Source organism: Roseateles sp. GW821-FHT09B06, from assembly GCF_059418245.1.
The window spans coordinates 71,786-92,389 of sequence record NZ_JBWKPM010000005.1; the positions used below are offsets into that span (position 1 = coordinate 71,786).

The 20,604-nt window shown below is 70.0% G+C and carries 21 protein-coding genes and 1 pseudogene; 11 read left to right on the top strand and 11 right to left on the bottom strand.

The annotated features are described in order from the left end of the window. Positions 1-4 precede the first annotated feature (4 nt). Positions 5-231: pseudogene (locus tag AC07OQ_RS06285) on the bottom strand (oxygen-binding di-iron domain-containing protein); the annotation flags it as partial. An 81-nt stretch (positions 232-312) separates the two neighbouring features. On the opposite strand from AC07OQ_RS06285, the gene AC07OQ_RS06290 reads away from it, so the two are divergent. Next, the gene (locus AC07OQ_RS06290) at positions 313-804 is read left to right on the top strand and encodes a hypothetical protein (RefSeq protein ID WP_495052245.1); all 492 of its coding nucleotides are present in this window, start codon (positions 313-315) and stop codon (positions 802-804) included. 27 nt (positions 805-831) lie between these two features. Here the strand turns inward: AC07OQ_RS06290 and AC07OQ_RS06295 are convergent, their stop codons facing one another. From AC07OQ_RS06295 to AC07OQ_RS06325, 7 genes are all read right to left on the bottom strand, one after another. Beyond that, positions 832-1,182, bottom strand: a complete 351-nt coding sequence (locus AC07OQ_RS06295) for a RidA family protein (RefSeq protein WP_495052246.1) — start codon at positions 1,180-1,182, stop codon at positions 832-834. Then, complete coding sequence (plsY, locus tag AC07OQ_RS06300; RefSeq protein WP_495052247.1) at positions 1,179-1,913, bottom strand: glycerol-3-phosphate 1-O-acyltransferase PlsY; 735 nt, start codon at positions 1,911-1,913, stop codon at positions 1,179-1,181. The genes AC07OQ_RS06295 and plsY overlap by 4 nt, the downstream gene beginning before the upstream one ends. A 6-nt stretch (positions 1,914-1,919) precedes the next feature. After that, complete coding sequence (locus AC07OQ_RS06305; RefSeq protein WP_495052248.1) at positions 1,920-2,426, bottom strand: aminoacyl-tRNA deacylase; 507 nt, start codon at positions 2,424-2,426, stop codon at positions 1,920-1,922. A 157-nt stretch (positions 2,427-2,583) separates the two neighbouring features. After that, entirely contained in the window at positions 2,584-3,279 is a 696-nt protein-coding gene (locus tag AC07OQ_RS06310; RefSeq protein WP_495052249.1) for an alpha/beta fold hydrolase, read from the bottom strand. 232 nt (positions 3,280-3,511) lie between these two features. Then, on the bottom strand, positions 3,512-3,709 hold the full coding sequence (locus tag AC07OQ_RS06315; RefSeq protein ID WP_495052250.1) for a hypothetical protein: 198 nt from the start codon (positions 3,707-3,709) through the stop codon (positions 3,512-3,514). A 466-nt stretch (positions 3,710-4,175) separates the two neighbouring features. Then, positions 4,176-4,601, bottom strand: coding sequence for a thioredoxin TrxC (gene trxC, locus AC07OQ_RS06320; RefSeq protein WP_495052251.1), 426 nt, complete (start codon positions 4,599-4,601; stop codon positions 4,176-4,178). 16 nt (positions 4,602-4,617) lie between these two features. Beyond that, entirely contained in the window at positions 4,618-5,676 is a 1,059-nt protein-coding gene (locus AC07OQ_RS06325; RefSeq protein WP_495052252.1) for an aldo/keto reductase, read from the bottom strand. A gap of 387 nt (positions 5,677-6,063) precedes the next feature. Here AC07OQ_RS06325 and AC07OQ_RS06330 point away from each other — a divergent pair, with 387 nt between their 5' ends. From AC07OQ_RS06330 to AC07OQ_RS06345, 4 genes are read left to right on the top strand one after another with little or no spacing between them, the layout of a single operon-like run. Then, the gene (locus AC07OQ_RS06330; protein ID WP_495052253.1) at positions 6,064-6,618 is read left to right on the top strand and encodes a DUF2975 domain-containing protein; all 555 of its coding nucleotides are present in this window, start codon (positions 6,064-6,066) and stop codon (positions 6,616-6,618) included. A 17-nt stretch (positions 6,619-6,635) separates the two neighbouring features. Next, a complete protein-coding gene (locus AC07OQ_RS06335) occupies positions 6,636-6,872 on the top strand; it encodes a helix-turn-helix domain-containing protein (protein WP_495052254.1) in 237 nt (78 codons plus the stop codon). Next, complete coding sequence (locus AC07OQ_RS06340; protein WP_495052255.1) at positions 6,869-7,423, top strand: hypothetical protein; 555 nt, start codon at positions 6,869-6,871, stop codon at positions 7,421-7,423. The genes AC07OQ_RS06335 and AC07OQ_RS06340 overlap by 4 nt, the downstream gene beginning before the upstream one ends. Before the next feature lie 19 nt (positions 7,424-7,442). Next, on the top strand, positions 7,443-8,198 hold the full coding sequence (locus AC07OQ_RS06345; protein ID WP_495052256.1) for a hypothetical protein: 756 nt from the start codon (positions 7,443-7,445) through the stop codon (positions 8,196-8,198). Here AC07OQ_RS06345 and AC07OQ_RS06350 read toward each other — a convergent pair. Continuing rightward, a complete protein-coding gene (locus AC07OQ_RS06350; protein ID WP_495052257.1) occupies positions 8,164-9,912 on the bottom strand; it encodes an acetate--CoA ligase in 1,749 nt (582 codons plus the stop codon). The genes AC07OQ_RS06345 and AC07OQ_RS06350 overlap by 35 nt on opposite strands. 80 nt (positions 9,913-9,992) lie before the next feature. Here AC07OQ_RS06350 and arsC point away from each other — a divergent pair, with 80 nt between their 5' ends. From arsC to ggt, 4 genes are all read left to right on the top strand, one after another. Continuing rightward, entirely contained in the window at positions 9,993-10,352 is a 360-nt protein-coding gene (arsC, locus tag AC07OQ_RS06355; RefSeq protein WP_495052258.1) for an arsenate reductase (glutaredoxin), read from the top strand. A gap of 265 nt (positions 10,353-10,617) precedes the next feature. Continuing rightward, positions 10,618-11,433: a hypothetical protein gene (locus tag AC07OQ_RS06360; RefSeq protein ID WP_495052259.1), complete on the top strand. Its 816-nt coding sequence runs from the start codon at positions 10,618-10,620 to the stop codon at positions 11,431-11,433. After that, a complete protein-coding gene (locus AC07OQ_RS06365; protein ID WP_495052260.1) occupies positions 11,430-13,751 on the top strand; it encodes an ATP-dependent DNA helicase in 2,322 nt (773 codons plus the stop codon). The genes AC07OQ_RS06360 and AC07OQ_RS06365 overlap by 4 nt, the downstream gene beginning before the upstream one ends. A 249-nt stretch (positions 13,752-14,000) precedes the next feature. Then, positions 14,001-15,623, top strand: a complete 1,623-nt coding sequence (gene ggt / locus AC07OQ_RS06370; protein WP_495052395.1) for a gamma-glutamyltransferase — start codon at positions 14,001-14,003, stop codon at positions 15,621-15,623. Positions 15,624-15,689: 66 nt separating this feature from the next. On the opposite strand, the gene AC07OQ_RS06375 is transcribed toward ggt, so the two are convergent. Beyond that, the gene (locus AC07OQ_RS06375) at positions 15,690-16,199 is read right to left on the bottom strand and encodes an Lrp/AsnC family transcriptional regulator (protein ID WP_495052261.1); all 510 of its coding nucleotides are present in this window, start codon (positions 16,197-16,199) and stop codon (positions 15,690-15,692) included. Positions 16,200-16,347: 148 nt separating this feature from the next. Between AC07OQ_RS06375 and AC07OQ_RS06380 the strand changes: the two genes are divergently transcribed. Next, positions 16,348-17,364 (top strand): 1-aminocyclopropane-1-carboxylate deaminase, encoded by a 1,017-nt coding sequence (locus tag AC07OQ_RS06380; RefSeq protein ID WP_495052262.1) that lies wholly within the window; start codon positions 16,348-16,350, stop codon positions 17,362-17,364. 16 nt (positions 17,365-17,380) lie between these two features. Continuing rightward, positions 17,381-20,062: an alpha-ketoglutarate dehydrogenase gene (gene mdeB / locus AC07OQ_RS06385; RefSeq protein ID WP_495052263.1), complete on the top strand. Its 2,682-nt coding sequence runs from the start codon at positions 17,381-17,383 to the stop codon at positions 20,060-20,062. Here mdeB and AC07OQ_RS06390 read toward each other — a convergent pair. Next, positions 20,059-20,547 carry a GNAT family N-acetyltransferase gene (locus AC07OQ_RS06390; RefSeq protein WP_495052264.1) on the bottom strand — a complete coding sequence of 163 codons (489 nt, stop codon included), beginning with the start codon at positions 20,545-20,547 and terminating at the stop codon, positions 20,059-20,061. The two genes, mdeB and AC07OQ_RS06390, sit on opposite strands and share 4 nt — an antisense overlap. Positions 20,548-20,604 lie beyond the last annotated feature (57 nt).

Sequence of the window (20,604 nt, forward strand, 5' to 3'; positions counted from 1 at the left end):
CGCCCTGCCCCAGGCGCAGCCGCGCCCCGGCATCGGGCAGGCCGATCACGCGGCCCCGGGTCTTGCCGGGCTTGCAGAAATGCGGGATGAAACGCCCCCGGATGCGCGAGATGCGCGAGATGCGCGAGATGCGCGAGATATAGACCGGCGCGTGGCCGTCATCCAGCGGTCCAGCGGGGCGATGATGTCGGGGTCGGCATGCGAGGCCAGGATGGCCGACAGCCGATGCGGCGGCCCTCGCGGCCGGCTTGAGCAGGGTCAAGCCGCACCGCCTGTACAGTGGCGACCATCAAGGAAAGACATCGAAACAGCATGAGCGAACGCAATCCCCGAGGGCCGCGCATCGGGCCCCGCCTGGCGGGCCTGGTCCTGCTGGCCCCGCTGGCCATGGCCGCGCCCGCCGGCGCGCAGCCGCCCCCCGCCGCCGCCGAGGCGGCCTCGGCCATGGTCCGGCCGGCCGAGGCCCGGCAGGAGATGCAGGTGCTGATGCGCTCGCGGCGCCCGGGCGGCGCCTGGAGCGAGCAGTCGGCCACGCTGCTGCTGCACCGCACGCCGACGCCCAGCGAGACCATCCTGCGGCTGCGCCCCGACGCGCTGGACGCCGGCTGGTTCGTCGAGCTCAGCGCCTACCAGTTCGAGGACGGCGAGCTGCGCTACGAGGGCCGGCTGCTGGCCGGCACCGGCGACGACTTCCTCGCGCCGCCGCAGCCCCTGCGGCCGGACGGCCGGCCGGTGCACTTCGAGGGCCGGGCGCCGCGCGGCGCGGGCGAGTTGCGGGTAGAACTGAGCCTGCGCCCGCGCTGAGCACGGGCCGGCAGGCCGCGCCGCGGCTCAGACCGCCGCGGTGACGACGATCTCGATCTTCCACTCCGGGCGGGCCAGATTGGCCTCCACCGTGGCGCGCGGGGGCGCGTTGCCGGCGGCCACCCAGGCGTCCCAGGCGGCGTTCATGCCGGGGAACTCGGCCAGATCCTTGATGAAGACCTGGGCCATCAGGATCTTCGTCTTGTCGGTGCCGGCGCGGGCCAGCAGCTTGTCGATCGCGGCCAGCACCTGGGCGGTCTGGCCGGTGATGTCCTGGGTCGCGTCCTCGGGCACCTGGCCGGCCAGATAGGCCACGCCGTTGTAAACGGCCATTTCGGAGATGCGGGTGCCGACGTCGAAGCGTTGCAGGTTGCTCATTGCTTTTGTTCCTTGCTTGATTTGGGATGGCGATGCGAATGGCCAGGGGCCTTGGGGCCCCGGCCATGCGGGTGTTTCTTGCTGCTGCCCGCCGGGGCTGCGGCGGGGGTGGCGGTGGCAGCCTTCTGGCCGAGCTTGCTCTCGGTGCCGTTCAGCAGCTTCCTGATATTGGCCTCGTGGCGCCAGATCAGCAGCAGGCCCATCAGCGCCGCGGTCAGCACGATCGGACCCATGCCCCAGATCAGCATCTGGTAGAAGGGCGCGAACAGCGAGGCCACGATGGCGGCCAGCGAGGAGTAGCGGCTGAAGTAGGCAATGATCAGCCAGGTGGCCAGGGTCGCTAGCCCGAGCAGCGGGTTCAGCGCCAGCAGCACGCCGGCCGCCGTGGCCACGCCCTTGCCGCCCTGGAAGCGGAAGAACACCGGCCACAGATGACCCAGGAAGGCCGCCAGGCCGACCAGCGCCGCCGTGCCCTCGCCCAGGCCGAGCGGCGTGCCGAACAGCAGGACCAGCAGCACCGGCACATAGCCCTTCAGCGCGTCGAACGCCAGGGTCAGGATGGCGGCGGTCCTGTTGCCGGAGCGCAGCACATTGGTGGCGCCGGGATTGCCCGAGCCGTAGCTGCGCGGGTCCGACAGGCCCATCGCGCGGCTGATGATCACCGCGAAGGACAGGGAGCCGATCAGGTAGCCGGCCAGCGCGGCCAGCAGGGGGAAGAGGGTTGCTTGCATGGGACGCTATTTTGCCTCGGGGTCCAGCGCGCATTCGACGCTGCGCGCCTGCAGCAGCTCCGGCAGAACCCGGGGGTCGATGCCGACCAGATAGCCGCGCCGCCCGCCGTTGATGCAGATGCGCGGCAGCGCCAGCACCGTTTTCTCGACATACACCGGCATGGCCTTGCGGGTGCCGAAGGGCGAGGTGCCGCCGACCATGTAGCCGCTGTGGCGCTGGGCCACGTCCGGCTTGCAGGGCTCGACCTTCTTGCAGGGGATCTGGCGTGCCAGCTCCTTCAGGCTGACCTGGCGGTCGCCGTGCATCAGCACGATCAGCGGCAGGGCCCTCTCGTCCTGCATCACCAGGGTCTTGACCACCTCATGCTCGGGCACGCCCAGCTGCTTCGAGCTTTCGGCCGTGCCGCCATGCTCCACATAGTCGTAGACATGCTCGCTGAACGGCACCTTGTGCCGGCGCAGGAACTGGGTGGCCGGGGTTTCGCTGACATGGGCCGAAGACTTCTTGCTCATGGCGCGATTGTCGGCCCGCCTGACGCCGGCGACTTGCACCGGATTGCTGCCGGCGCGAGTCGGGCCGCGCGGGTACCGATACCGGCCGGAGCAAAGCCCCGTGGCCGGGCCGCGCCAGGACGCAGGGGCTTGAACTCGGGCCTTCGCTTGACTTCGCTTAACGTGCGCTCGCTTGCGCCGCCTTGCGGATCAGCGCGGCGACGGCCTCGGGCTGCGAGACGTAGACGGCGTGGCTGCCCGGCACCTCGACGACCGTTGCGCCCGCCCGCTGCGACATCGCACGCTGCGCCGGCGGCGGGATCATCTTGTCGTCCTTGGCCACCAGGTACCAGCTCGGCTTGTTCTTCCACGAGGCCTGCGACACCGCGCCCGTCAGGGCCCCAAGGCCCCAGGGCACTTGCGACGCCGCCATGAAGGCGGCCTTCTCGTCGCCGACGTCGGCGGCGAACGAGGCCGCGAACTTGCCCTGGTCCAGTAGCAGGAAGCCATCCTTGGGCGGCAGGATCGGCGGCACCGGGGCGCCGGGCACCGGGTTCTTGATGAGCGACTCGACCGACTCGCCCTGGTCGGGGGCGAAGGCGGCGATATAGACCAGGCCCTTGACCTTGGGGTCATTGCCCGCCTCGGTGGTGATGACGCCGCCGTAGGAATGGCCGACCAGCAGGACCGGGCCCTTCTGCTCGGCAACCAGGCGACGGACATAGGCCACGTCGTCGGCCAGGGACGTCGTCGGATGCTGGGCGATGCTGACCGAGTAGCCCTCCTTCTTCAGGATGCTGTACACGGGTTCCCAGCCGGAGCCGTCTACAAAGCCGCCGTGGATCAGGATGATGCTCAGTGCCAGAGTGTTCATGGTGTGCTCGCTTTCGGTGATGGTTGATTGAGGTGCATGGGTGAAGGGCTGGCCAATGCCATGGATCACCGCGCATGCAGCAGCCTCACCAGGCCGAGGTCCGAGACCTTCATCTCGGCTTGCGGGCCTCGCGGGACCATGCGTTTGCGGCTGCAGCCGAGTCGTCACCCGACGGACTCGACCGCGAAGAACCGGGGCGCTCAGTGCAGGTGGAGCACCGGCGGGAAAGAGTTCAGGTGAGGGGCATGCCGGCCTGCGCGATCACGCAGGCGCAGACCGTGCTGACAGCAATCTGGGCCGCAGTGGCGGCGAGGGCCAGGTCAGGCTTCTTGATGCGCAGCACCGCGAGGCCGGCCCTGCGCGCAGGGCGAGAAGCCGGGCGCGCCCCTACGCGACCTGTGCCCGCTTGCTCGATGTAGACGATCTTCATGGGCCACTCCTTGGAGGACTGCTTTAGATGTCAACTACTTGTGCGGCAAATCTAGGCGCAATTGTTTTAGGTGTCAAGTAATTTTATTGTCCGCCGGAAGGCGCTCTTTCGAGCGGCATTGCCCTGAGCGCCCCGAACGCCTGAACGCCCAATGGATCGGCCGCTGCGGGTTGACCGCGTGGCTGCCGAGCATCTCGGCGCTCGCGGCACGGCGTTCCCTGCGGCGTGACGGGGATCCGGCGGCGCTACTCCTCCGCGTGGAAGCGGGCCGCCGCTGTCCGAGTGCCTCGGGCGAGGGGCAATAGAGGTAATAGAGCGAGGTCCAGGAGGAGGATCGGGCGCCGCCTGCATCAGCAAACGGCGCGGCATTCGCCACGACGGCGACAGGCGCTCCTCCCGCCCACAAGCCGCCATCAACGCCGCCAGGCGGCGTGCTGCTTCCTGAGCATGGCGGCGCCCGCGGGCGTCAGCGCGCCAGCTGCGCCTGCAGCCAGCGCTGCAGATCGGCGCCACCCATCGCGCCGGCCTGGCGCGCGATCTCGCGGCCGCCCTGGAACAGGATCACGGTGGGAATGCTGCGGATGTTGTAGGCCGCGGCTGTCTGGCGGCTCGCCTCGGTGTCGAGCTTGGCGAAGCGGATCAGCGGCTGTTGCGCCGCCGCCTGCGCGAAATGCAGCGCCATCATCTTGCAGGGGCCGCACCAGTCGGCCCAGAAATCCACCAGCACCGGCAGCTCGGTCTTGGCAACGAAGGCGGCGAAACTGGCGTCGGTCAGCTCGACGGGCCGGGTCGCCATCAGCTCGGCGCCGCAGCGGCCGCAGACCGGCTGATCCTGCAGCTTGGCCTCGGGCACGCGGTTGGTGGCGGAACAGGCGGGGCAGACGAGGTGCATGGCGGGTCTCCTCGGCTCATTGTGCCGGGTCGCGGATCTCCCAGCGCACCCGGTCGATCTCGGCCAGCAGCTCGGGCGACAGGGTCGTGCCCCAGGCATCGAGGTTTTCGTCCAGCTGGGCCAGGCTGGTCACGCCGACGAGGGTGGACGCGGTCTGCCAGCGCCCGTAGCACCAGGCCAAGGCCATGGTCGCGGGCGTGAGGCCATGGGCGCGCGCCAGCGCGCTGTAGCGGCGCGCGGCGGCCAGGGTCTCGGGGCGGGCCCAGCGCTGCTTCGCCATGCCCTCGAAGAGCGCCAGGCGGCCGGGCTTGGCCGGGCCCTGGAAACCCTGCGCGTCGTACTTGCCGCTCAGGCTGCCGAAGCCCAGCGGCGAATAGGCCAGCAGGCTCACCTGGTGGCGGTACAGCGCCTCGTCCAGGCCGTTCTCCACCACGCGGTTGACCAGCGCATAGGCGTTCTGCACGCTGGCGATGCGCGGCAGGCCATGCGCCTCGGCCAGCCGCACGAACTCGCCGACGCCATAGGGCGTCTCGTTGGACAGGCCGATGGCGCGCACCTTGCCGGCCTGCACCAGGCGCTGCAGCGCCTCCAACTGTTCGTGGATCGAGGTCACCGGCCGGTCCTTGGCCGGATCGAAGTAGAGGCCGCCGAACATCGGCACATGGCGATTCGGCCAGTGGATCTGGTAGAGATCGATGGTGTCGATCTGCAGGCGCTTCAGGCTGTCCTCGCAGGCCGCGACGATGTCGGCCGCACGCAGGTCCCGGCTGCCGTTGCGGATCCAGTCATAGCCGCGCGAGGGCCCGCTGACCTTGGTGGCGATCACCAGCCGCTCGCGCAGGCCCGGCCTGCTGCTCAGCCAGCGGCCGATCAGGCGCTCGGTGTCGGCAAAGGTGGCGGCGCGCGCCGGCACCGGGTACATCTCGGCGCTGTCGATGAAGTTGACGCCGCGCGCGACCGCATGGTCCAGGATGGCCCGGCTGCCGGCCTCGTCGACCTGCTCGCCGAAGGTCATCGTGCCCAGGCAGATGCGGCTGACTCGCAGGTCCGAACGACCCAGGGTGGTGAATTCCATGATGCAACGACTCCCTCTGACAACGGCGGCGTGATGAACGAGGCCGGCAGTGTGCCGCAAGACGAGGGGCCCCGACAGCGGGTGGTTTGTTCGGCTCCTTGCGCAGGGATCACTGGCGCCCGAAAACACATTGCGCCGAACGAGCGGATCAGGCCGACCGGGTGCTCTGTTCCACTCATGTCCCCCGCCGCCGCATGGGCGGCGTCTCCTCCTTTACTTCGTTCCACAGAACACCCAGCCGACCTGATCTAGCGGCACCGGTCTTGTCGCCGGACGCCCGCCCTGCCCAGGCCTGTCGTCGCAGGCTCAGCCTGCATCGGCAAACAGCATGCAAAGAACTTTTGTTTTCTTATTTACATATAAATTTTATTGTTTTACAGTAATTTCATGGAAGCAAGCACATGGCCGCCCGTCGACACCCCGCGCCGCATCCGCCGCCTGGCCAACAGCGTGCGCCTGCTCAGCGTCGCCGGCGCGCTGACGGTGCTGGTCCTGCTGCAGCTGTTCTGGTCCCAGCCGGACTGGGTGGAGCGGCTGGCCAGGGACGACTGGGGACTCAAGGCCGTGCAGCTGGACCCGGGCTCGCGGCTGCTGGGCTGCGCGGCCTCGCTGCTGCCCGCCGGCGTCGCCCTGCTGGCGCTGTGGCAGCTCTGGTCGCTGTTCGGCTGCTATGCGCGCGGCGAGCTGCTGACACCGCGCCCGGCCGGCCATCTGCGCCGCCTCGGCCTGGCCCTGATCGGCCTGGCCGCCGCGCTGCCGCTGGGCCACACGCTGACGGTGCTGGCCCTGACCTGGGGCAACCCGCCGGGCCAGCGCGTGCTGTGGTTCGGGCTGTCCTCCCAGCATTACCTGAGCCTGCTGTTCGGGCTGGTGCTGCTGGCCCTGGCCACGGTGCTGGCCGAGGCCGCCCGAGTGGCGCGCGAGCACGCCGAGTTCGTGTAGACGGAGGCCGGCGCGCCATGCCCATCATCGTCACGCTGGACCTGATGCTGGCCAGGCGCAAGATGCGCTCGCGCGAGCTGGCCGAGCGCATCGGCATCACCGAGGCCAACCTGTCGCTGCTGAAGTCCGGCAAGGTGCGCGGCGTGCGCTTCGAGACCCTGGCGCGCATCTGCGCGGTGCTGGACTGCCAGCCGGGCGAACTGCTCGGCTACACGCCCGGGCCGGAACCGGATGAGCCGGGACCGGACGCATGACCGGCCGGCGTGCCTGGGTGCTGGCCCTGGTGTTGCTGCTCCACGGCCTGGCCGCGCTGCTGCTGAGCCCGAGCCGCCCGGAGCAGCCCCCGCCCGCCAAGCGCGGCAGCGCGATCCCGCTGCGCCTGATCGCGCAAGCCCGGCCGCCGGCGCAAGCGCCAACACTTCGGCGCGCCGCGGCAAGACCCGACCCCGCGAGGCCGCGCGGCCGGGCCGTCCCGGCACCGTCGCCCCAAGCTCCCTCCCCCGCCCTGCCGGTCCAGTCCGAGCCGGTGGCCACGGCCGCCGCGGCTGCCCCGGCCGGGGCAGCCGCCTCCGGTCCCTCGCTGCTGGACAGCGAGGCCACGCGCCGCGCGGTCCGCGAGGCCGTGGGCGCGGCCCCGCTGACCGCCGCCGCGCCGGCCGAGACCGCCCAGCAGCGCCTGGGCCGCGGGATCGCCCAGGGCGCCCATGGCGACTGCATGAAGGGCGAATACGCCGGCGGCGGCCTGGGCCTGCTGAGCGCCCCGTTCTGGCTGCTGGCCGAGGCCCGCGGCAAATGTCGACGTTGAAGAGAAAGAAGAAGGAACTATGAAGCACTATCTGCAGCTGATCGCCCTGCTCACCCTGCCGGCGCTGCCTGCGCTGGCGGACGAACCACCCGTCCGGCAGCTCGAGGCCGTGCAGGTCGAGATGGTCAAGGACCCAGCCGCCATGCCCTATGCGCGCATGAACGGCTTTCTGCAGGACATGAAAAAGCATGGCCAGGGCCTGTTCACGATAGACTTCCGGCTGGTGCGCAAGGACGGCCAGCCCACCGACAAGGTGAAGCTGGCGCTGGCGCATGACGAGGCCTACCTGCCGATCCAGCACGATGCCGAGGGCCGCTTCGAGCTGCCGCTGCTGCCGCCCGAGCAGGCCAAGAATGCCGAACTGGCCGCCACGCTGCCGCGCGGCCAGGCGCAGCTGCAGGGCCGCTTGCGCCTGACGCTGAAACCCGAGCAGCTGACGATGGCCCAGGTGCGCCGCGTGATGGAGGTGGCCCGCACCCTGCGCAGCGAGATGCTGCCCTGGTACCTGCGCTGGCTGTTCCCGCAGATCGGTGGCGTGCGCGTCTGCAGCGCGCAGCCGGCCTGGGAACTGGAATGGCGCGACGAGAAGGGCCAGTTGCTGGGCCTGCCGCTGAGCGCCGAGCCCAGGGATCGCGATCCGGAGACGCCGCGCGGCGGCACCAGCAAGCCCTGCACCACCCTGACCGGCAATGAGCCCTGGCCCGATGCCGCGCGCCTGCTGGCGCCGGCGGATGCCTCACTCAGTGTGCGTCTGGCCGGCGGTCCCGCTCAGTAGCGGCGGTGGCCGCCGCGGCCTTCGCGCGCTCCCGCTCCAGCTCGCGCAGCACGCGGCGCTGCAGCTTGCCGGTGGTCGTCATCGGCAGGGCCTCGATGAACTCGATCTCCTTCGGGTACTCGTAGGGCGCCAGCCGCCCCTTCACATGGGCCTGCAGCTCGGCCACCAGGACGGCCGTGCCGGCGAAGCCCGGCGCCAGCACGACGAAGGCCTTGACCAGGGCGCCGCGCTCGGGGTCGGGCTTCGGGACCACGGCGGCATTCGCCACCGCCGCATGCTTGACCAGGCAGTTCTCGATCTCGCTGGGACCGATGCGGTAGCCGGCGGCCTTGAACACATCGTCGCTGCGGCCCTGGTACCAGAGGTAGCCCTGCTCGTCCTGCACCGCCATGTCGCCGGTGCGGCACCAGCTGTCGGCCGGATCGCCGGTGAACTTGGCGCGGGTGGCGGCCTCGTTGTTCCAGTAGCCCAGGAAGAAGACCGGATCGGCGTCGCCATGCAGGTCGCGCCGGTGCACCGCCACGTCGCCGGCCACGCCCGGAGGACAGGTCTTGCCCTCATCGTCGATCACCGCGACGCGGTGGCCCGGGTAGGCGCGGCCCATGCTGCCGGGCCTGGCCGGCCAGAGCCGGCTGCAGTTGCCCACCACATAGTTGATCTCGGTCTGGCCGAACATCTCGTTGACCGTCACGCCCAGCTGCCGCTCGCAGTAGGCGAACACCGCATCGCCGACCGCCTCGCCGGCGCTCATGATGGCCTCCAGCTTCAGCCCCGCGTAGCGCTCGCGCGGCCTGGGCACCGCCTTCATCATCGCCTTCAGCGCCGTCGGGAACAGGAAGGTGTGCGTGACCCCATGGCCCGCCATCAGCTCGAAGGCCTTGTCGGGCGCGAAGCGGCCCTGGTAGGCCAGGATCGGGCGGCCGAAATACAGCGTCGGCAGCAGTGCATCCATCAGCCCGCCGGTCCAGGCCCAGTCGGCCGGGCTCCAGAAGACGGCCGTCGACGGATGGGCCGGGTCCAGCGGATCGAAACCGAACCAGTTCTGGCTGGCGATGAAGCCGCTCAGATTGCCGATCAGCGCGCGCTGCGGAATCAGCGCGCCCTTGGGCGGCCCGGTGGTGCCGCTGGTGTAGATCAGCACCGCGGCCGCATCGGCCTTCATGCTCTCGGCCGTGAAGCGCGCGTCCTCGGCCTGCAGCGCATTCATCCAGCCGATCTCGTCGCCGCTCGGCGCGCATTCGCCGACGACGATCAGGTGCTGCAGCGCCGGGCAGCTGCCGCGCACGCTGCGCAGCGCCTCCAGCGCCGCGCATTCGACCAGGGCCAGCACCGCGCCGCTGTCCTGCAGCCGGTATTCCAGGGCCTCGGGGCCGAACAGCATCGACAGCGGCATCGCCACCGCGCCGAGCTGGTTGATCGCGATATGGGCCACCGCGGTCTCGAAGCGCTGCGGCAGCACGATGGCGACCCGGTCGCCGCGTGCCACGCCCAGGCGCCTCAAGGCATTCGACAGGCGGTTGGCGGCGCGCTGCAGCTGGCCGTAGCTGTACTGCGCCCGACAGCCGCCATCGCTCTCGAACAGGATGGCGGTGGCCTCCGGCGTCTCGCGTGCCCAGCGCCCGCAGCAGGCCTCGGCCAGGCTGAAATGCTCGGGCACCCGCCAGCGGAAGCTGGTGTGCAGGGCCTGGTAGGCATCCTCGGTTCTTATCCTCATGCGCTTGGCACTTCCAACGAAGGAAACGCGGAGCGTACTGAGGGGCATCCGGCCGCGGGTCTATCGCTTACCCTAGCGCCATGAGCATTCGCATTTTTCACAATCCCCGCTGCTCCAAGTCGCGCGAGGCCCTGGCCCTGCTGGCGGCTCAAGGCCTGCCCCCGGCCGAGGTGCAGGTGCTGCATTACCTGGACACGCCGCCCGACCCGGCCCAGCTGCGCGCGCTGCTGGGCCTGCTGAAGCTGCCGGCGCGCGAGCTGCTGCGCAGCGGCGAGCCCGAGTATCGGGCGCTGGGTCTGGACAATCCCGCGCTGGGCGAGGAGGAATTGCTGGCCGCGATCGCGGCACATCCCCGGCTGCTGCAACGTCCGATCGTGGTGCGCGGCGAGCGCGCGCTGATCGCCCGCCCGCCGGAGCTGCTCTTGCAGCTGTTCGAGTGATCAGAGCCAGGCCCACAGACTCTGCAGCCAGCGCGGCAGGCGCAGGGCGGGAGCGGGCTGGTAGGTCTGACGGTAGACGGATCGCATGGCAGGCACCTCGAATACTGTTGTTGCATACAGCATATCAAAGCCGTCCGCGGCTTGCCAAGAGGGCCGTCCCCTTTTCGACACGATGGCAGAGCGATGGCGCCCTGCTCGCCTTGGAGGGCATAAATACTGTATTTATAATCAGTATTCATTTGCCTGATCGCTCATGCCCGCGCCAATGTCAGCCGCTCCCCTGACCCGCCTCCATCGTTCGCGCCTGCTGCAGGTCTGGCGCTCGGCGGGCTGGCCCTGCAAGGACGGCATCGAGATCGACCTGCTGGCCGCCGGCCTGCTGCGCCAGCAGGCCGAGGATGGCCGCGAAACCCTCAAGCTCACCGAGGCCGGCATCGCGCTGCTGGCCGAGTCGCGCCAGCGCGGCGTGCGCGCCGCCAGCGCGCATGACCGGCTGGCGCAGCGCTTCGCCTGGCAGCTGCTGGACATGGGACGCATCGTCTGGCGCGAGCTGTCGCTGCGCGCCCTGGTGGAGGACGGCACGCAGCCCGAGCTGCCGCCCGCGCCGCTGGGTCCGGCGCTGTGGACCGAGGAGACGCCGCAGCAGGCCGCGGCCCGCAATGTCTGGCGCATGGCCCGGCCCGACCTGTTCTCGGTGCGCAACACCTCGGTGGAAAGCTATCTGCAGCCGATGGTGCACGAGATCAAGTTCAGCCGCGCCGACCTGCTCTCCGACCTGCGCCATGCCGCCAAGCGCCAGGCTTACCAATGGCTGGCCAGCGAGGTCTATTACGTCTTTCCGGCCGGCGTGGCCAAGCCCAACGAGATCCCCGCGCAGTTCGGTGTCTGGGTGCTGAACGGCGATCTTGACGAGGGCCAGTTCGAGCTGCTGCGGCCGGCCCAGCATGCGCAATGCCGTCTGCCCTTCCCGGTCTGGCTGGCGCTGGCCAAGGCCACGCCGCTGCAGGACGAGCGCGACGCCACGCAGGCGGCCCTGGGCCCGCAGGTCGACGACGGCCCGTCGCAGGACCGCCCGCATTGAGCAGCGCCCGGCCCTACGCGGTGGCGGTGCGCGAGCTGTGCGAGTTCACCGCCAAGAGCGGCGACCTGGACCTGCGCTTCACGCCCGCGCCCAGCGCCCAGGAGGGCATCGCCGGCCATGCCGAGGTGGCCGCCGGCCGCCTGGCACGCGATGCGGGCTACCGATCCGAGCTGGCACTGGAGGGTGACTACCGCGGCCTGCTGCGCGTGCGCGGCCGCGCCGACGGCTACCAGCCAGCCGGGCCGCGCCTGGAAGAGATCAAGACCTACAAGGGGCGCCTCGACGCCCAGCCCGAGTCGCACCGCCGCCTGCACTGGGCCCAGGCCAAGATCTACGGCTGGCTGCTGTGCCAGCAGCTGGGCCTGGCCGAGCTGGAGCTGGCCCTGGTCTATTTCAACGTCGGCAACCAGCGCGAGACGGTGTTCGTCGAGACCTGCAGCGCCAGCGCGCTGCGGGCCCATTTCGAGCTGCATTGCGAGCGCTTCCTGGCCTGGGCCCAGGCGCAGCAGGCGCACCGCGCGGCGCGCGACGCGGCGCTGGCGGCGCTGGCCTTTCCCTTCGGCGAGTTCCGCAGCGGCCAGCGCGCGTTGGCCGAGGGCGTGTTCAAGACCGCGCGCGCCGGCCGCTGCCTGCTGGCCCAGGCGCCCACCGGCATCGGCAAGACTCTGGGCACGCTGTTTCCGCTGCTGAAGGCCGCGCCCGGCGGCACGCTCGACAAGATCTTCTTCCTGGCCGCCAAGACCTCGGGCCGGCGGCTGGCGCTGGACGGGCTGGACAAACTGCCCAAAGCGCTGCCGCTGCGCGTGCTGGAGCTGGTGGCGCGCGACAAGGCCTGCGAACATCCCGACAAGGCCTGCCACGGCGAATCCTGCCCGCTGGCCGCGGGCTTCTACGACCGGCTGCCGGCCGCGCGCGCCGCGGCTTGCGCGCAAGACCTGGCCCTCGACGGACTGCTCGATCAGGCCCAGGTGCGCGAGATCGCCCGCGCCCACGCGGTCTGCCCCTATTACCTGAGCCAGGAACTGGTGCGCTGGGCCGATGTGGTGGTCGGCGACTACAACTACTACTTCGACGTCGGCGCGCTGCTGCACGGCATGACCCAGGCCAATGGCTGGCAGGTCGGCCTCTTGGTGGACGAGGCGCACAACCTGGTGGAGCGCGGCCGCAAGATGTACACGGCCGAGCTGGAGAGCGAAAGCCTGGAGGCCGCACGCCACGGTCCCAGCGCGCTCGTGCATGCGCCGGTGAAGAAGACGCTGGACAAGCTGAGGCGCGCCTGGGCTCAGCTGGACAAGGCCGATCCCGAGAAACGCTACCGCGTCTTCGAGACCTTTCCCGAGGCGCTGCTGCAGGCCCTGCAGCAATGCGGCAGCGCGCTGACCGATCATTTCACCGAACATCCGGCCGAACCGGACCCGGCGCTGCAGGCCTTCTACTTCGAGGCCCTGCATATGGTGCGCCTGGCCGAAATGCTGGACACGCATTCGATCGTCGACGCCACCCGTCCCGAGCCGCGCGCCCGCACGAAGCCGGGCCTGTCCACCATCACGCTGCGCAATCTCGTGCCCGCGCCCTTCCTGAAGCCGCGGCTGGAGGCGGCCCATACCAGCACGCTGTTCTCCGCGACCCTGCAGCCGATGGACTATTACGCCAAGCTGCTGGGCCTGCCACCGGATCTGCTGCGTCTGGCAGTGGACTCGCCCTTCGAGGCCGCGCAGCTGCAGATGCGGATCGCCGGGCGCATCTCGACCCGCTATCCGGACCGCCAGGCCTCGCTCGCGCCCATCGTCGCGCTGATGGCCCGGCAGTACGCCGAGCGCCCAGGCAACTACCTGGCCTTCTTCAGCAGCTATGACTACCTGCAGCAGGCCTTCGCGCTGCTGCAGGCCGAGCATCCCGACCTGCCCTGCTGGCCGCAGTCGCGCCGCATGGGCGAGGCCGAGCAGCGCGAGTTCCTGGCCCGCTTCAGCGACACCGGCCAGGGCATCGGCTTCGCGGTGCTGGGCGGCGCCTTCGCCGAAGGCATCGACCTGCCGGGCCGGCGCCTGATCGGCGCCTTCGTGGCGACCCTGGGCCTGCCCCAGCTGAACCCGGTCAACGAACAGATCCGCGCCCGCATGCAGCAGCTGTTCGGGAATCGTCCGAGCAGCGGCTACGACTACGCCTATCTCTATCCGGGACTGCAGAAGGTGGTGCAGGCCGCGGGCCGCGTGATCCGCACGACCGAGGACCGCGGCATCGTGCACCTGATCGACGACCGCTACGCGCGCCGCGAGGTGCGCGCGCTGCTGCCGGACTGGTGGCAGCCAACGCTCTAGGGATATGGCGAACGCGCAAGGTCTGACCCCGAGGTCTACACTCGGCCGACCGTCCGCCCGGACATCGCTTCGGATCGGCTCGGATCGAGCTCGGACAAAGGCTTGAACATCGCAGAGGAGACTTCGATGAACCTGTTGCATTCGCGCGCGGCCGGCCTGCGCTTCACCCTCTTGTGCGCCGGCGCGCTGCAGGCCTTCCTGCCGCCCGCCCAGGCCGCCTCGGTCGCCCCGGTGGCGGCCGAGAACGGCATGGTGGTGACGGCCCAGCACCTGGCCACCAAGGTCGGCGTCGACGTGCTGAAGGACGGCGGCAACGCGGTCGATGCCGCGGTGGCGGTGGGCTACGCGCTGGCCGTGGTCTATCCGGCCGCCGGCAACCTCGGCGGCGGCGGCTTCATGACGATCCAGCTGGCCGACGGCCGCAAGACCTTCCTGGACTTCCGCGAGAAGGCGCCGCTGGCCGCGACCGCGAACATGTACCTCGACAAGGAAGGCAATGTCGTCAAGGGCCTGAGCACCCGCGGCCATCTGGCAGTGGGCGTGCCCGGCAGCGTCTCCGGCCTGGAGTTCGCGCGCGAGAAGTACGGCACGATGAAGCGCCCCACCCTGCTGGCGCCGGCCGTCGCGCTGGCCGACAAGGGCTTCGCGCTGGACCAGGGCGACATCGACATGTTCCGCACCGCCACCGAGGACTTCCGCAAGGACCCGGCCTCGGCCGCGATCTTCCTGAAGAAGGACGGCGCGCCCTTCGAGGTCGGCGACAAGCTGGTGCAGAAGGACCTGGCCCGCACCCTGAAGGCGATCAGCGAGCAGGGCCAGGCCGGCTTCTACAAGGGCAAGGTCGCCGCGGCGCTGGTCAAGTCCAGCCAGGGCGGCGGCGGCATCATCACCCAGGCCGACCTGGACCAGTACGCGACGCGTGAGCTGGCGCCGATCGAATGCGACTACCGCGGCTACCGCGTGGTCTCGGCCCCGCCGCCGAGTTCCGGCGGCGTGATCATCTGCGAGATGCTCAACATCCTGGAGGGCTACCCGCTGAAGGACTGGGGCTTCCGCTCCGCCCAGGCCGTGCACCACCAGATCGAGGCGATGCGCCATGCCTATGTGGACCGCAACAGCTATCTGGGCGACCCCGACTTCGTCAAGAACCCGATCGCGCGCCTGACCGACAAGGCCTATGCCGCGCAGGTCCGCGCGGTGATATCTCCCGACAAGGCCGGCGTCTCCAAGGACATCAAGCCCGGCGTCGCGCCGCACGAGGGCAGCAACACCACGCATTACTCGATCGCCGACCGCTGGGGCAATGCGGTCTCGGTGACCTACACCTTGAACGACTGGTTCGGCGCCAAGGTCACGGCCGCGGACACCGGCGTGCTCTTGAACAACGAGATGGACGACTTCACCGTCAAGATCGGCGTGCCCAATATCTACGGCCTGGTCCAGGGCGAGGCGAATGCGATCGCCCCGGGCAAGCGCCCGCTATCCTCGATGAGCCCCACCATCGTCAGCAAGGACGGCCAGCCGGTGATGGTGGTCGGCACGCCCGGCGGCAGCCGCATCATCACGGCCGTGCTGCACACGGTGCTGAACGTGATCGACTACGGCATGAATGTGCAGGAGGCGGTCGACGCGCCGCGCTTCCACCAGCAATGGCTGCCCGACCTGACCAATGTCGAGACCTTCGCGCTCTCGCCCGACACGCGCGCGCTGCTGGAGGCCAAGGGCCACAAGCTCGGCGCGCCGCAGCCGGCCAACCATATGGCGGCGATCCTGGTCGGCGCGCCTTCGCTCGCCGGCAAGCCGGTCGGCAAGAACCGCTTCTACGGCGCCAACGACCCGCGCCGCAACAGCGGTTTGGCACTGGGCTACTGAGCCGGCGCGAGATCCCGCTGCCCGGCCGGGCCGAGGCGGCGGGCAGCGGCCCCGGCCTGCTGCGCGTTAGACCGGAATCTCCGTGGTCGACAGCACCTGCTTGAGCACCATGAAGCTGCGGATCTGCCGCACGCCGGGCAGGTAGAGCAGCTGCTCGGCGTGCAGGCGGTTGAAGCTCTCGTTGTCCCGGGTGCGCAGGCTCATCATGTAGTCGAACTCACCGGTCACGACATGGCATTCCATGCAGCCGGAGATCTTCACCGCCGCCTTCTCGAAGTCGGCGAAGGATTGCGGCGTCGAGCGGTCCAGCACCACGCCGATGATCACCAGCATGCCCGCGTCCAGCAGCGGTGCGTCGAGCAGGGCCACCGTGGCCCGGATCAGCCCGGCGCGCCTGAGCCGCTCGACCCGGCGCAGGCAGGCCGGCGGGCTCAGATGCACCTTTTCGGCCAGCGCCACATTCGAGATCGAGGCGTCGCGCTGCAGCGCCCGCAGCAGGGTCTTGTCGGTACGGTCCAGCTCGACGGACGGCGGCGCGGCCAGCCTCTCCTGGCCACGAACTTTTATTGTGCTCAATCAAGACTCCAAGCAATCAGAAGCGACAAGAACAGGGAATTAGCGTCATCGGAATTGCCAATAGCAAAATATTTGCAACCCCGTTAACCGGCATTCTTCCTAGTATTCATGGCGAAGCCAAGCCCTTTATCCCCGCAGGAGTCATCGCATGAATCTGAGTCGCTACCCCCGCTATCCGCTCACCTTCGGTCCCTCGCCCATCCAGCCGCTGAAGCGCCTGAGTGCCGCACTGGGCGGCGAGGTCGAGCTCTATGCCAAGCGCGAGGACTGCAACAGCGGCCTGGCCTTCGGCGGCAACAAGACCCGCAAGCTGGAATACCTGATCCCCGAGGCCATCGCCGGCGGCTACGACACCCTGGTGTCGATCGGCGGCATCCAGTCCAACCAGACCCGCCAGGTCGCTGCCGTCGCCGCCCATCTGGGCATGAAATGCGTGCTGGTGCAGGAGAACTGGGTCAACTACTCGGACGCCGTCTACGACCGGGTCGGCAATATCGAGATGTCGCGCATCATGGGCGCCGATGTGCGCCTGGACTCGGCCGGCTTCGACATCGGCATCCGCCCCAGCTGGCAGCAGGCGATGGACGACGTCAAGGCGCGCGGCGGCAAGCCCTTCCCGATTCCCGCCGGCTGCTCCGAGCACCCCTACGGCGGCCTGGGCTTCGTCGGCTTCGCCGAGGAGGTGCGCCAGCAGGAAGCCGAACTGGGCTTCAAGTTCGACTACATCGTCGTCTGCTCGGTGACCGGCAGCACCCAGGCCGGCATGGTGGTGGGCTTCGCGGCCGACGGCCGCGCCGACAAGGTGATCGGCATCGACGCCTCGGCCAAGCCTGCGCAGACCCACGCGCAGATCCTGCGCATCGCCCAGCACACGGCCGAACTGGTCGAGCTGGGCCGGCCGATCACCGCCGCCGACGTGGTGCTGGACACCCGCTACGGCGGCCCCGAGTACGGCCTGCCCAACGAAGGGACCCTGGAGGCGATCCGCCTGTGCGCGCGCCAGGAAGGCATGCTGACCGACCCGGTCTACGAGGGCAAGTCGATGCACGGCATGATCAACATGGTGCGCAAGGGCGAATTCCCGGCCGGCTCGCGCGTGCTCTACGCGCACCTGGGCGGCGTGCCGGCGCTGAACGCCTACAGCTTCCTGTTCCGCAACGGCTGAAGCCCCGGAGAGCCCCATGCCCGCCATCGACCGCCCGGACGACATGCAGGACGCCGAAGAACTGCAGGAATGGTGTGCCGCGCTGGACGGTCTGCTGGCGGCCTGGGGCCCGCAGCAGGGCCCCGAGCGCGCCGCCCTCCTGCTCGACGCCCTGCTGGCCCACGCGCGCCGCCAGCAGCTGCCCTGGCGGCCGGCGGCGGTCACGCCCTATCTGAACAGCGTGCCGCTGGCCGAGCAGCCGCCCTACCCCGGCGACCTGGCGCTGGAGCAGCGCCTCTCGGCCCTGCTGCGCTGGAACGCGCTGGCCATGGTGGTGCGCGCCAATGCCGCGCATGGCGAGCTGGGCGGCCATATCGCCAGCTACGCCTCGGCGGCCGATCTGTTCGAGGTCGGATTCCAGCATTTCTTCCGGGGGCCCGCAGCGCCGCAGGGCGCCGACCTGGTCTACTTCCAGCCGCATTCGGCGCCGGGCGTCTATGCCCGTGCCTTTCTCGAAGGCCGGCTCGGCGAGGACTCGCTGCGCCACTACCGCCAGGAACTCAGCGCCCAGAAGCAAGGCCTGCAGGGGCTCAGCTCCTATCCCCATCCCTACCTGATGCCGGAGTTCTGGCAGTTCCCGACCGGCTCGATGGGTATCGGCCCGATCAATGCGATCTACCAGGCGCGCTTCATGCGCTATCTGGCCGACCGCGGCCTGCTGGCCACCGAGCAGCGCAAGGTCTGGGGCTTCTTCGGCGACGGCGAGATGGACGAGCCCGAGTCGATCGCCGCGCTGACCCTGGCCGCGCGCGAGGGCCTGGACAACTGCATCTTCGTGATCAACTGCAATCTGCAGCGCCTGGACGGCCCGGTGCGCGGCAACGGCCGCATCGTCGACGAGCTGGAGGCGCTGTTCAGCGGCGCCGGCTGGAACGTTGTCAAATGCCTGTGGGGCTCGGAATGGGACGCGCTGCTGGCGCGCGACGAGACCCATGCGATCGCGCGCGCCTTCGCGCGCACGGTGGACGGCGAGTTCCAGACCCTCAGCGCCAATGACGGCGCCTTCAACCGCCGCGCCTTCTTCGGCCAGACGCCCGAGCTGCAGGCCCTGGTCGCCCACCTGGCCGACGCGGACATCGAGCGCCTGCGCCGCGGCGGCCACGACCCGGTCAAGATCCATGCCGCCTTCGCGCGCGCCCGCGCCCATCGCGGCCAGCCCACCGTGGTGCTGGCCAAGACCATGAAGGGCTATGGCATGGGCACGGCCGGCCAGGGCCGCATGACCTCGCACCAGCAGAAGAAGCTGGGCAGCGACGATCTGCTGGCCTTCCGCGAGCGCTTCCAGCTGCCGCTCAGCGATGCCCAGGTGGCCGAGGCCGCCTTCTACAAGCCGGCCGAGGACAGCGCCGAGATGCGCTATCTGCAGGCCCGCCGCGCCGCCTTGGGCGGCCATCTGCCGGCCCGCATGACCTTGGCGCCGCCGCTGCGGGTGCCGGGCCTGGCCGAAACGGCCGGCTTCGCGCTGCAGGCCGACGGCAAGAGCATGAGCACGACAATGGCCTTTGTGCGCCAGCTCGCCGCCCTGATCAAGGACGAACCGCTGGGCCCGCGCATCGTGCCCATCGTCGCCGACGAGGCGCGCACCTTCGGCATGGCCAGCCTGTTCCGTCAGGTCGGCATCTACGCGCCCTTCGGCCAGCTCTACCGGCCCGAGGACGCCGGCTCGATGCTGGCCTACCGCGAGGACAGGAGCGGCCAGATCCTGGAGGAAGGCATCAGCGAGGCCGGCGCGCTGTCGTCCTGGACCGCGGCCGCCACCAGCTACTCGACCCACGGCCTGGCGATGCTGCCCTTCTACATCTTCTACAGCATGTTCGGCTTCCAGCGCGTCGGCGACCTGATCTGGGCCGCGGCCGACCAGCGCGCCCGCGGCTTCCTGATCGGCGCCACCGCCGGCCGCACGACCCTGGGCGGCGAGGGCCTGCAGCATCAGGACGGCAGCAGCCCGCTGCTGGCCTCCACCGTGCCCAACTGCCGCGTCTACGACCCGGCCTTCGCCGGCGAGCTGGCCGTCATCCTCGACCACGGCATGCGCCGCATGGGCGAGCAGCAGATCGACGAGTTCTACTACCTGACCGTCACCAACGAGAACGTCGTCAACCCCAGCCTGGCCGCGGCGGACCACGAGGGCGTGCTGCGCGGCATCTACCGCCTGCGCAGCGGTCCGGCCGCGCTGCCGCGGCGCGTGCAGCTGTTCGGCAGCGGCGCCGTCATGGGCGAGGTGCTGAAGGCGGCGGCCCTGCTGGAAGAGCAGCATGGCATCGCCGCCGATGTCTGGAGCGTGACCAGCTATATCGAGCTGGCGCGCGATGGCGCCGCGCAGGAGCGCCTGTGGCGCCAGGGTTTGCGGCCGGCGGTCGACAGCGCGCTGGAGCTGCAGCTGCGCGCCAGCGGCGGTCCCATCATCGCCGCCAGCGACTATGTGCGCGCGCTGCCCGAGCTGGTGCGCGCCTACCTGCCGCCGGGGCGGCGCTACCTGACCTTGGGCACCGACGGCTTCGGCCGCAGCGACTCGCGCGCCGAACTGCGCGAGCATTTCGAGGTCGATGCGGCGGCCATCGTGCAGGCCAGCCTGCGTGCGGTCGGCGAGGCCAGCAGCGTCGAGACCGCCTGCGAGCAGAGCCGGCTGGCGGCGCTGGTGTCGATGGCCCCGACCTAGCCCTTGCTCGCGAAGCTGGTCAGCGCCTCGCCGGTCATCCGGCAGATGCGCCACTCGGGCAGCACGCTGGCGCCCATCTTCTCGTAGAAGCGGATCGCGTCCTCGTTCCAGTCCAGCACGGTCCATTCGAAGCGGCCGTAGTCGCGCTCCACCGCGATCTGCGCCAGGCGATTCAGCAGCGCCTTGCCCAGGCCGCTGCGGCGGTGCGCGGGCCGCACATAGAGGTCTTCCAGATAGAGGCCGGGCTTGGCCAGGAAGGTGCTGAAGTTGGTGAAGAAGAGCGCGAAGCCGACCGGCTCGCCGCCGATCTCGCCGACCAGGGCCTCGACCACCGGCCGGGCGCCGAACAGGTGCGGATGCAGCTTCTCGGGCGTGATCTGCAGCAGATGGGTCAGGCTCTCGAACTCGGCCAGTTCCTGGATCAGGCCGACGATGGCCGGCACGTCGCGCGGCTCGGCGGGGCGGATGGTGTAGGCGGTGCTCATGGCCCCATTCTGCACGCGCGGCGCGCTGTCGCGGCCCCGACAGCGGCGCCGGCGCGC

What these genes read in the sequence shown, in the direction of transcription:
- AC07OQ_RS06290 (WP_495052245.1), top strand. Translation starts at nt 313, where the DNA reads ATGAGCGAACGCAATCCCCGAGGGCCGCGCATCGGGCCCCGCCTGGCG.
- AC07OQ_RS06295 (WP_495052246.1), bottom strand. Translation starts at nt 1,182, where the DNA reads ATGAGCAACCTGCAACGCTTCGACGTCGGCACCCGCATCTCCGAAATG.
- plsY (WP_495052247.1), bottom strand. Translation starts at nt 1,913, where the DNA reads ATGCAAGCAACCCTCTTCCCCCTGCTGGCCGCGCTGGCCGGCTACCTG.
- AC07OQ_RS06305 (WP_495052248.1), bottom strand. Translation starts at nt 2,426, where the DNA reads ATGAGCAAGAAGTCTTCGGCCCATGTCAGCGAAACCCCGGCCACCCAG.
- AC07OQ_RS06310 (WP_495052249.1), bottom strand. Translation starts at nt 3,279, where the DNA reads ATGAACACTCTGGCACTGAGCATCATCCTGATCCACGGCGGCTTTGTA.
- AC07OQ_RS06315 (WP_495052250.1), bottom strand. Translation starts at nt 3,709, where the DNA reads ATGAAGATCGTCTACATCGAGCAAGCGGGCACAGGTCGCGTAGGGGCG.
- trxC (WP_495052251.1), bottom strand. Translation starts at nt 4,601, where the DNA reads ATGCACCTCGTCTGCCCCGCCTGTTCCGCCACCAACCGCGTGCCCGAG.
- AC07OQ_RS06325 (WP_495052252.1), bottom strand. Translation starts at nt 5,676, where the DNA reads ATGGAATTCACCACCCTGGGTCGTTCGGACCTGCGAGTCAGCCGCATC.
- AC07OQ_RS06330 (WP_495052253.1), top strand. Translation starts at nt 6,064, where the DNA reads ATGGAAGCAAGCACATGGCCGCCCGTCGACACCCCGCGCCGCATCCGC.
- AC07OQ_RS06335 (WP_495052254.1), top strand. Translation starts at nt 6,636, where the DNA reads ATGCCCATCATCGTCACGCTGGACCTGATGCTGGCCAGGCGCAAGATG.
- AC07OQ_RS06340 (WP_495052255.1), top strand. Translation starts at nt 6,869, where the DNA reads ATGACCGGCCGGCGTGCCTGGGTGCTGGCCCTGGTGTTGCTGCTCCAC.
- AC07OQ_RS06345 (WP_495052256.1), top strand. Translation starts at nt 7,443, where the DNA reads ATGAAGCACTATCTGCAGCTGATCGCCCTGCTCACCCTGCCGGCGCTG.
- AC07OQ_RS06350 (WP_495052257.1), bottom strand. Translation starts at nt 9,912, where the DNA reads ATGAGGATAAGAACCGAGGATGCCTACCAGGCCCTGCACACCAGCTTC.
- arsC (WP_495052258.1), top strand. Translation starts at nt 9,993, where the DNA reads ATGAGCATTCGCATTTTTCACAATCCCCGCTGCTCCAAGTCGCGCGAG.
- AC07OQ_RS06360 (WP_495052259.1), top strand. Translation starts at nt 10,618, where the DNA reads ATGTCAGCCGCTCCCCTGACCCGCCTCCATCGTTCGCGCCTGCTGCAG.
- ggt (WP_495052395.1), top strand. Translation starts at nt 14,001, where the DNA reads ATGGTGGTGACGGCCCAGCACCTGGCCACCAAGGTCGGCGTCGACGTG.
- AC07OQ_RS06380 (WP_495052262.1), top strand. Translation starts at nt 16,348, where the DNA reads ATGAATCTGAGTCGCTACCCCCGCTATCCGCTCACCTTCGGTCCCTCG.
- mdeB (WP_495052263.1), top strand. Translation starts at nt 17,381, where the DNA reads ATGCCCGCCATCGACCGCCCGGACGACATGCAGGACGCCGAAGAACTG.
- AC07OQ_RS06390 (WP_495052264.1), bottom strand. Translation starts at nt 20,547, where the DNA reads ATGAGCACCGCCTACACCATCCGCCCCGCCGAGCCGCGCGACGTGCCG.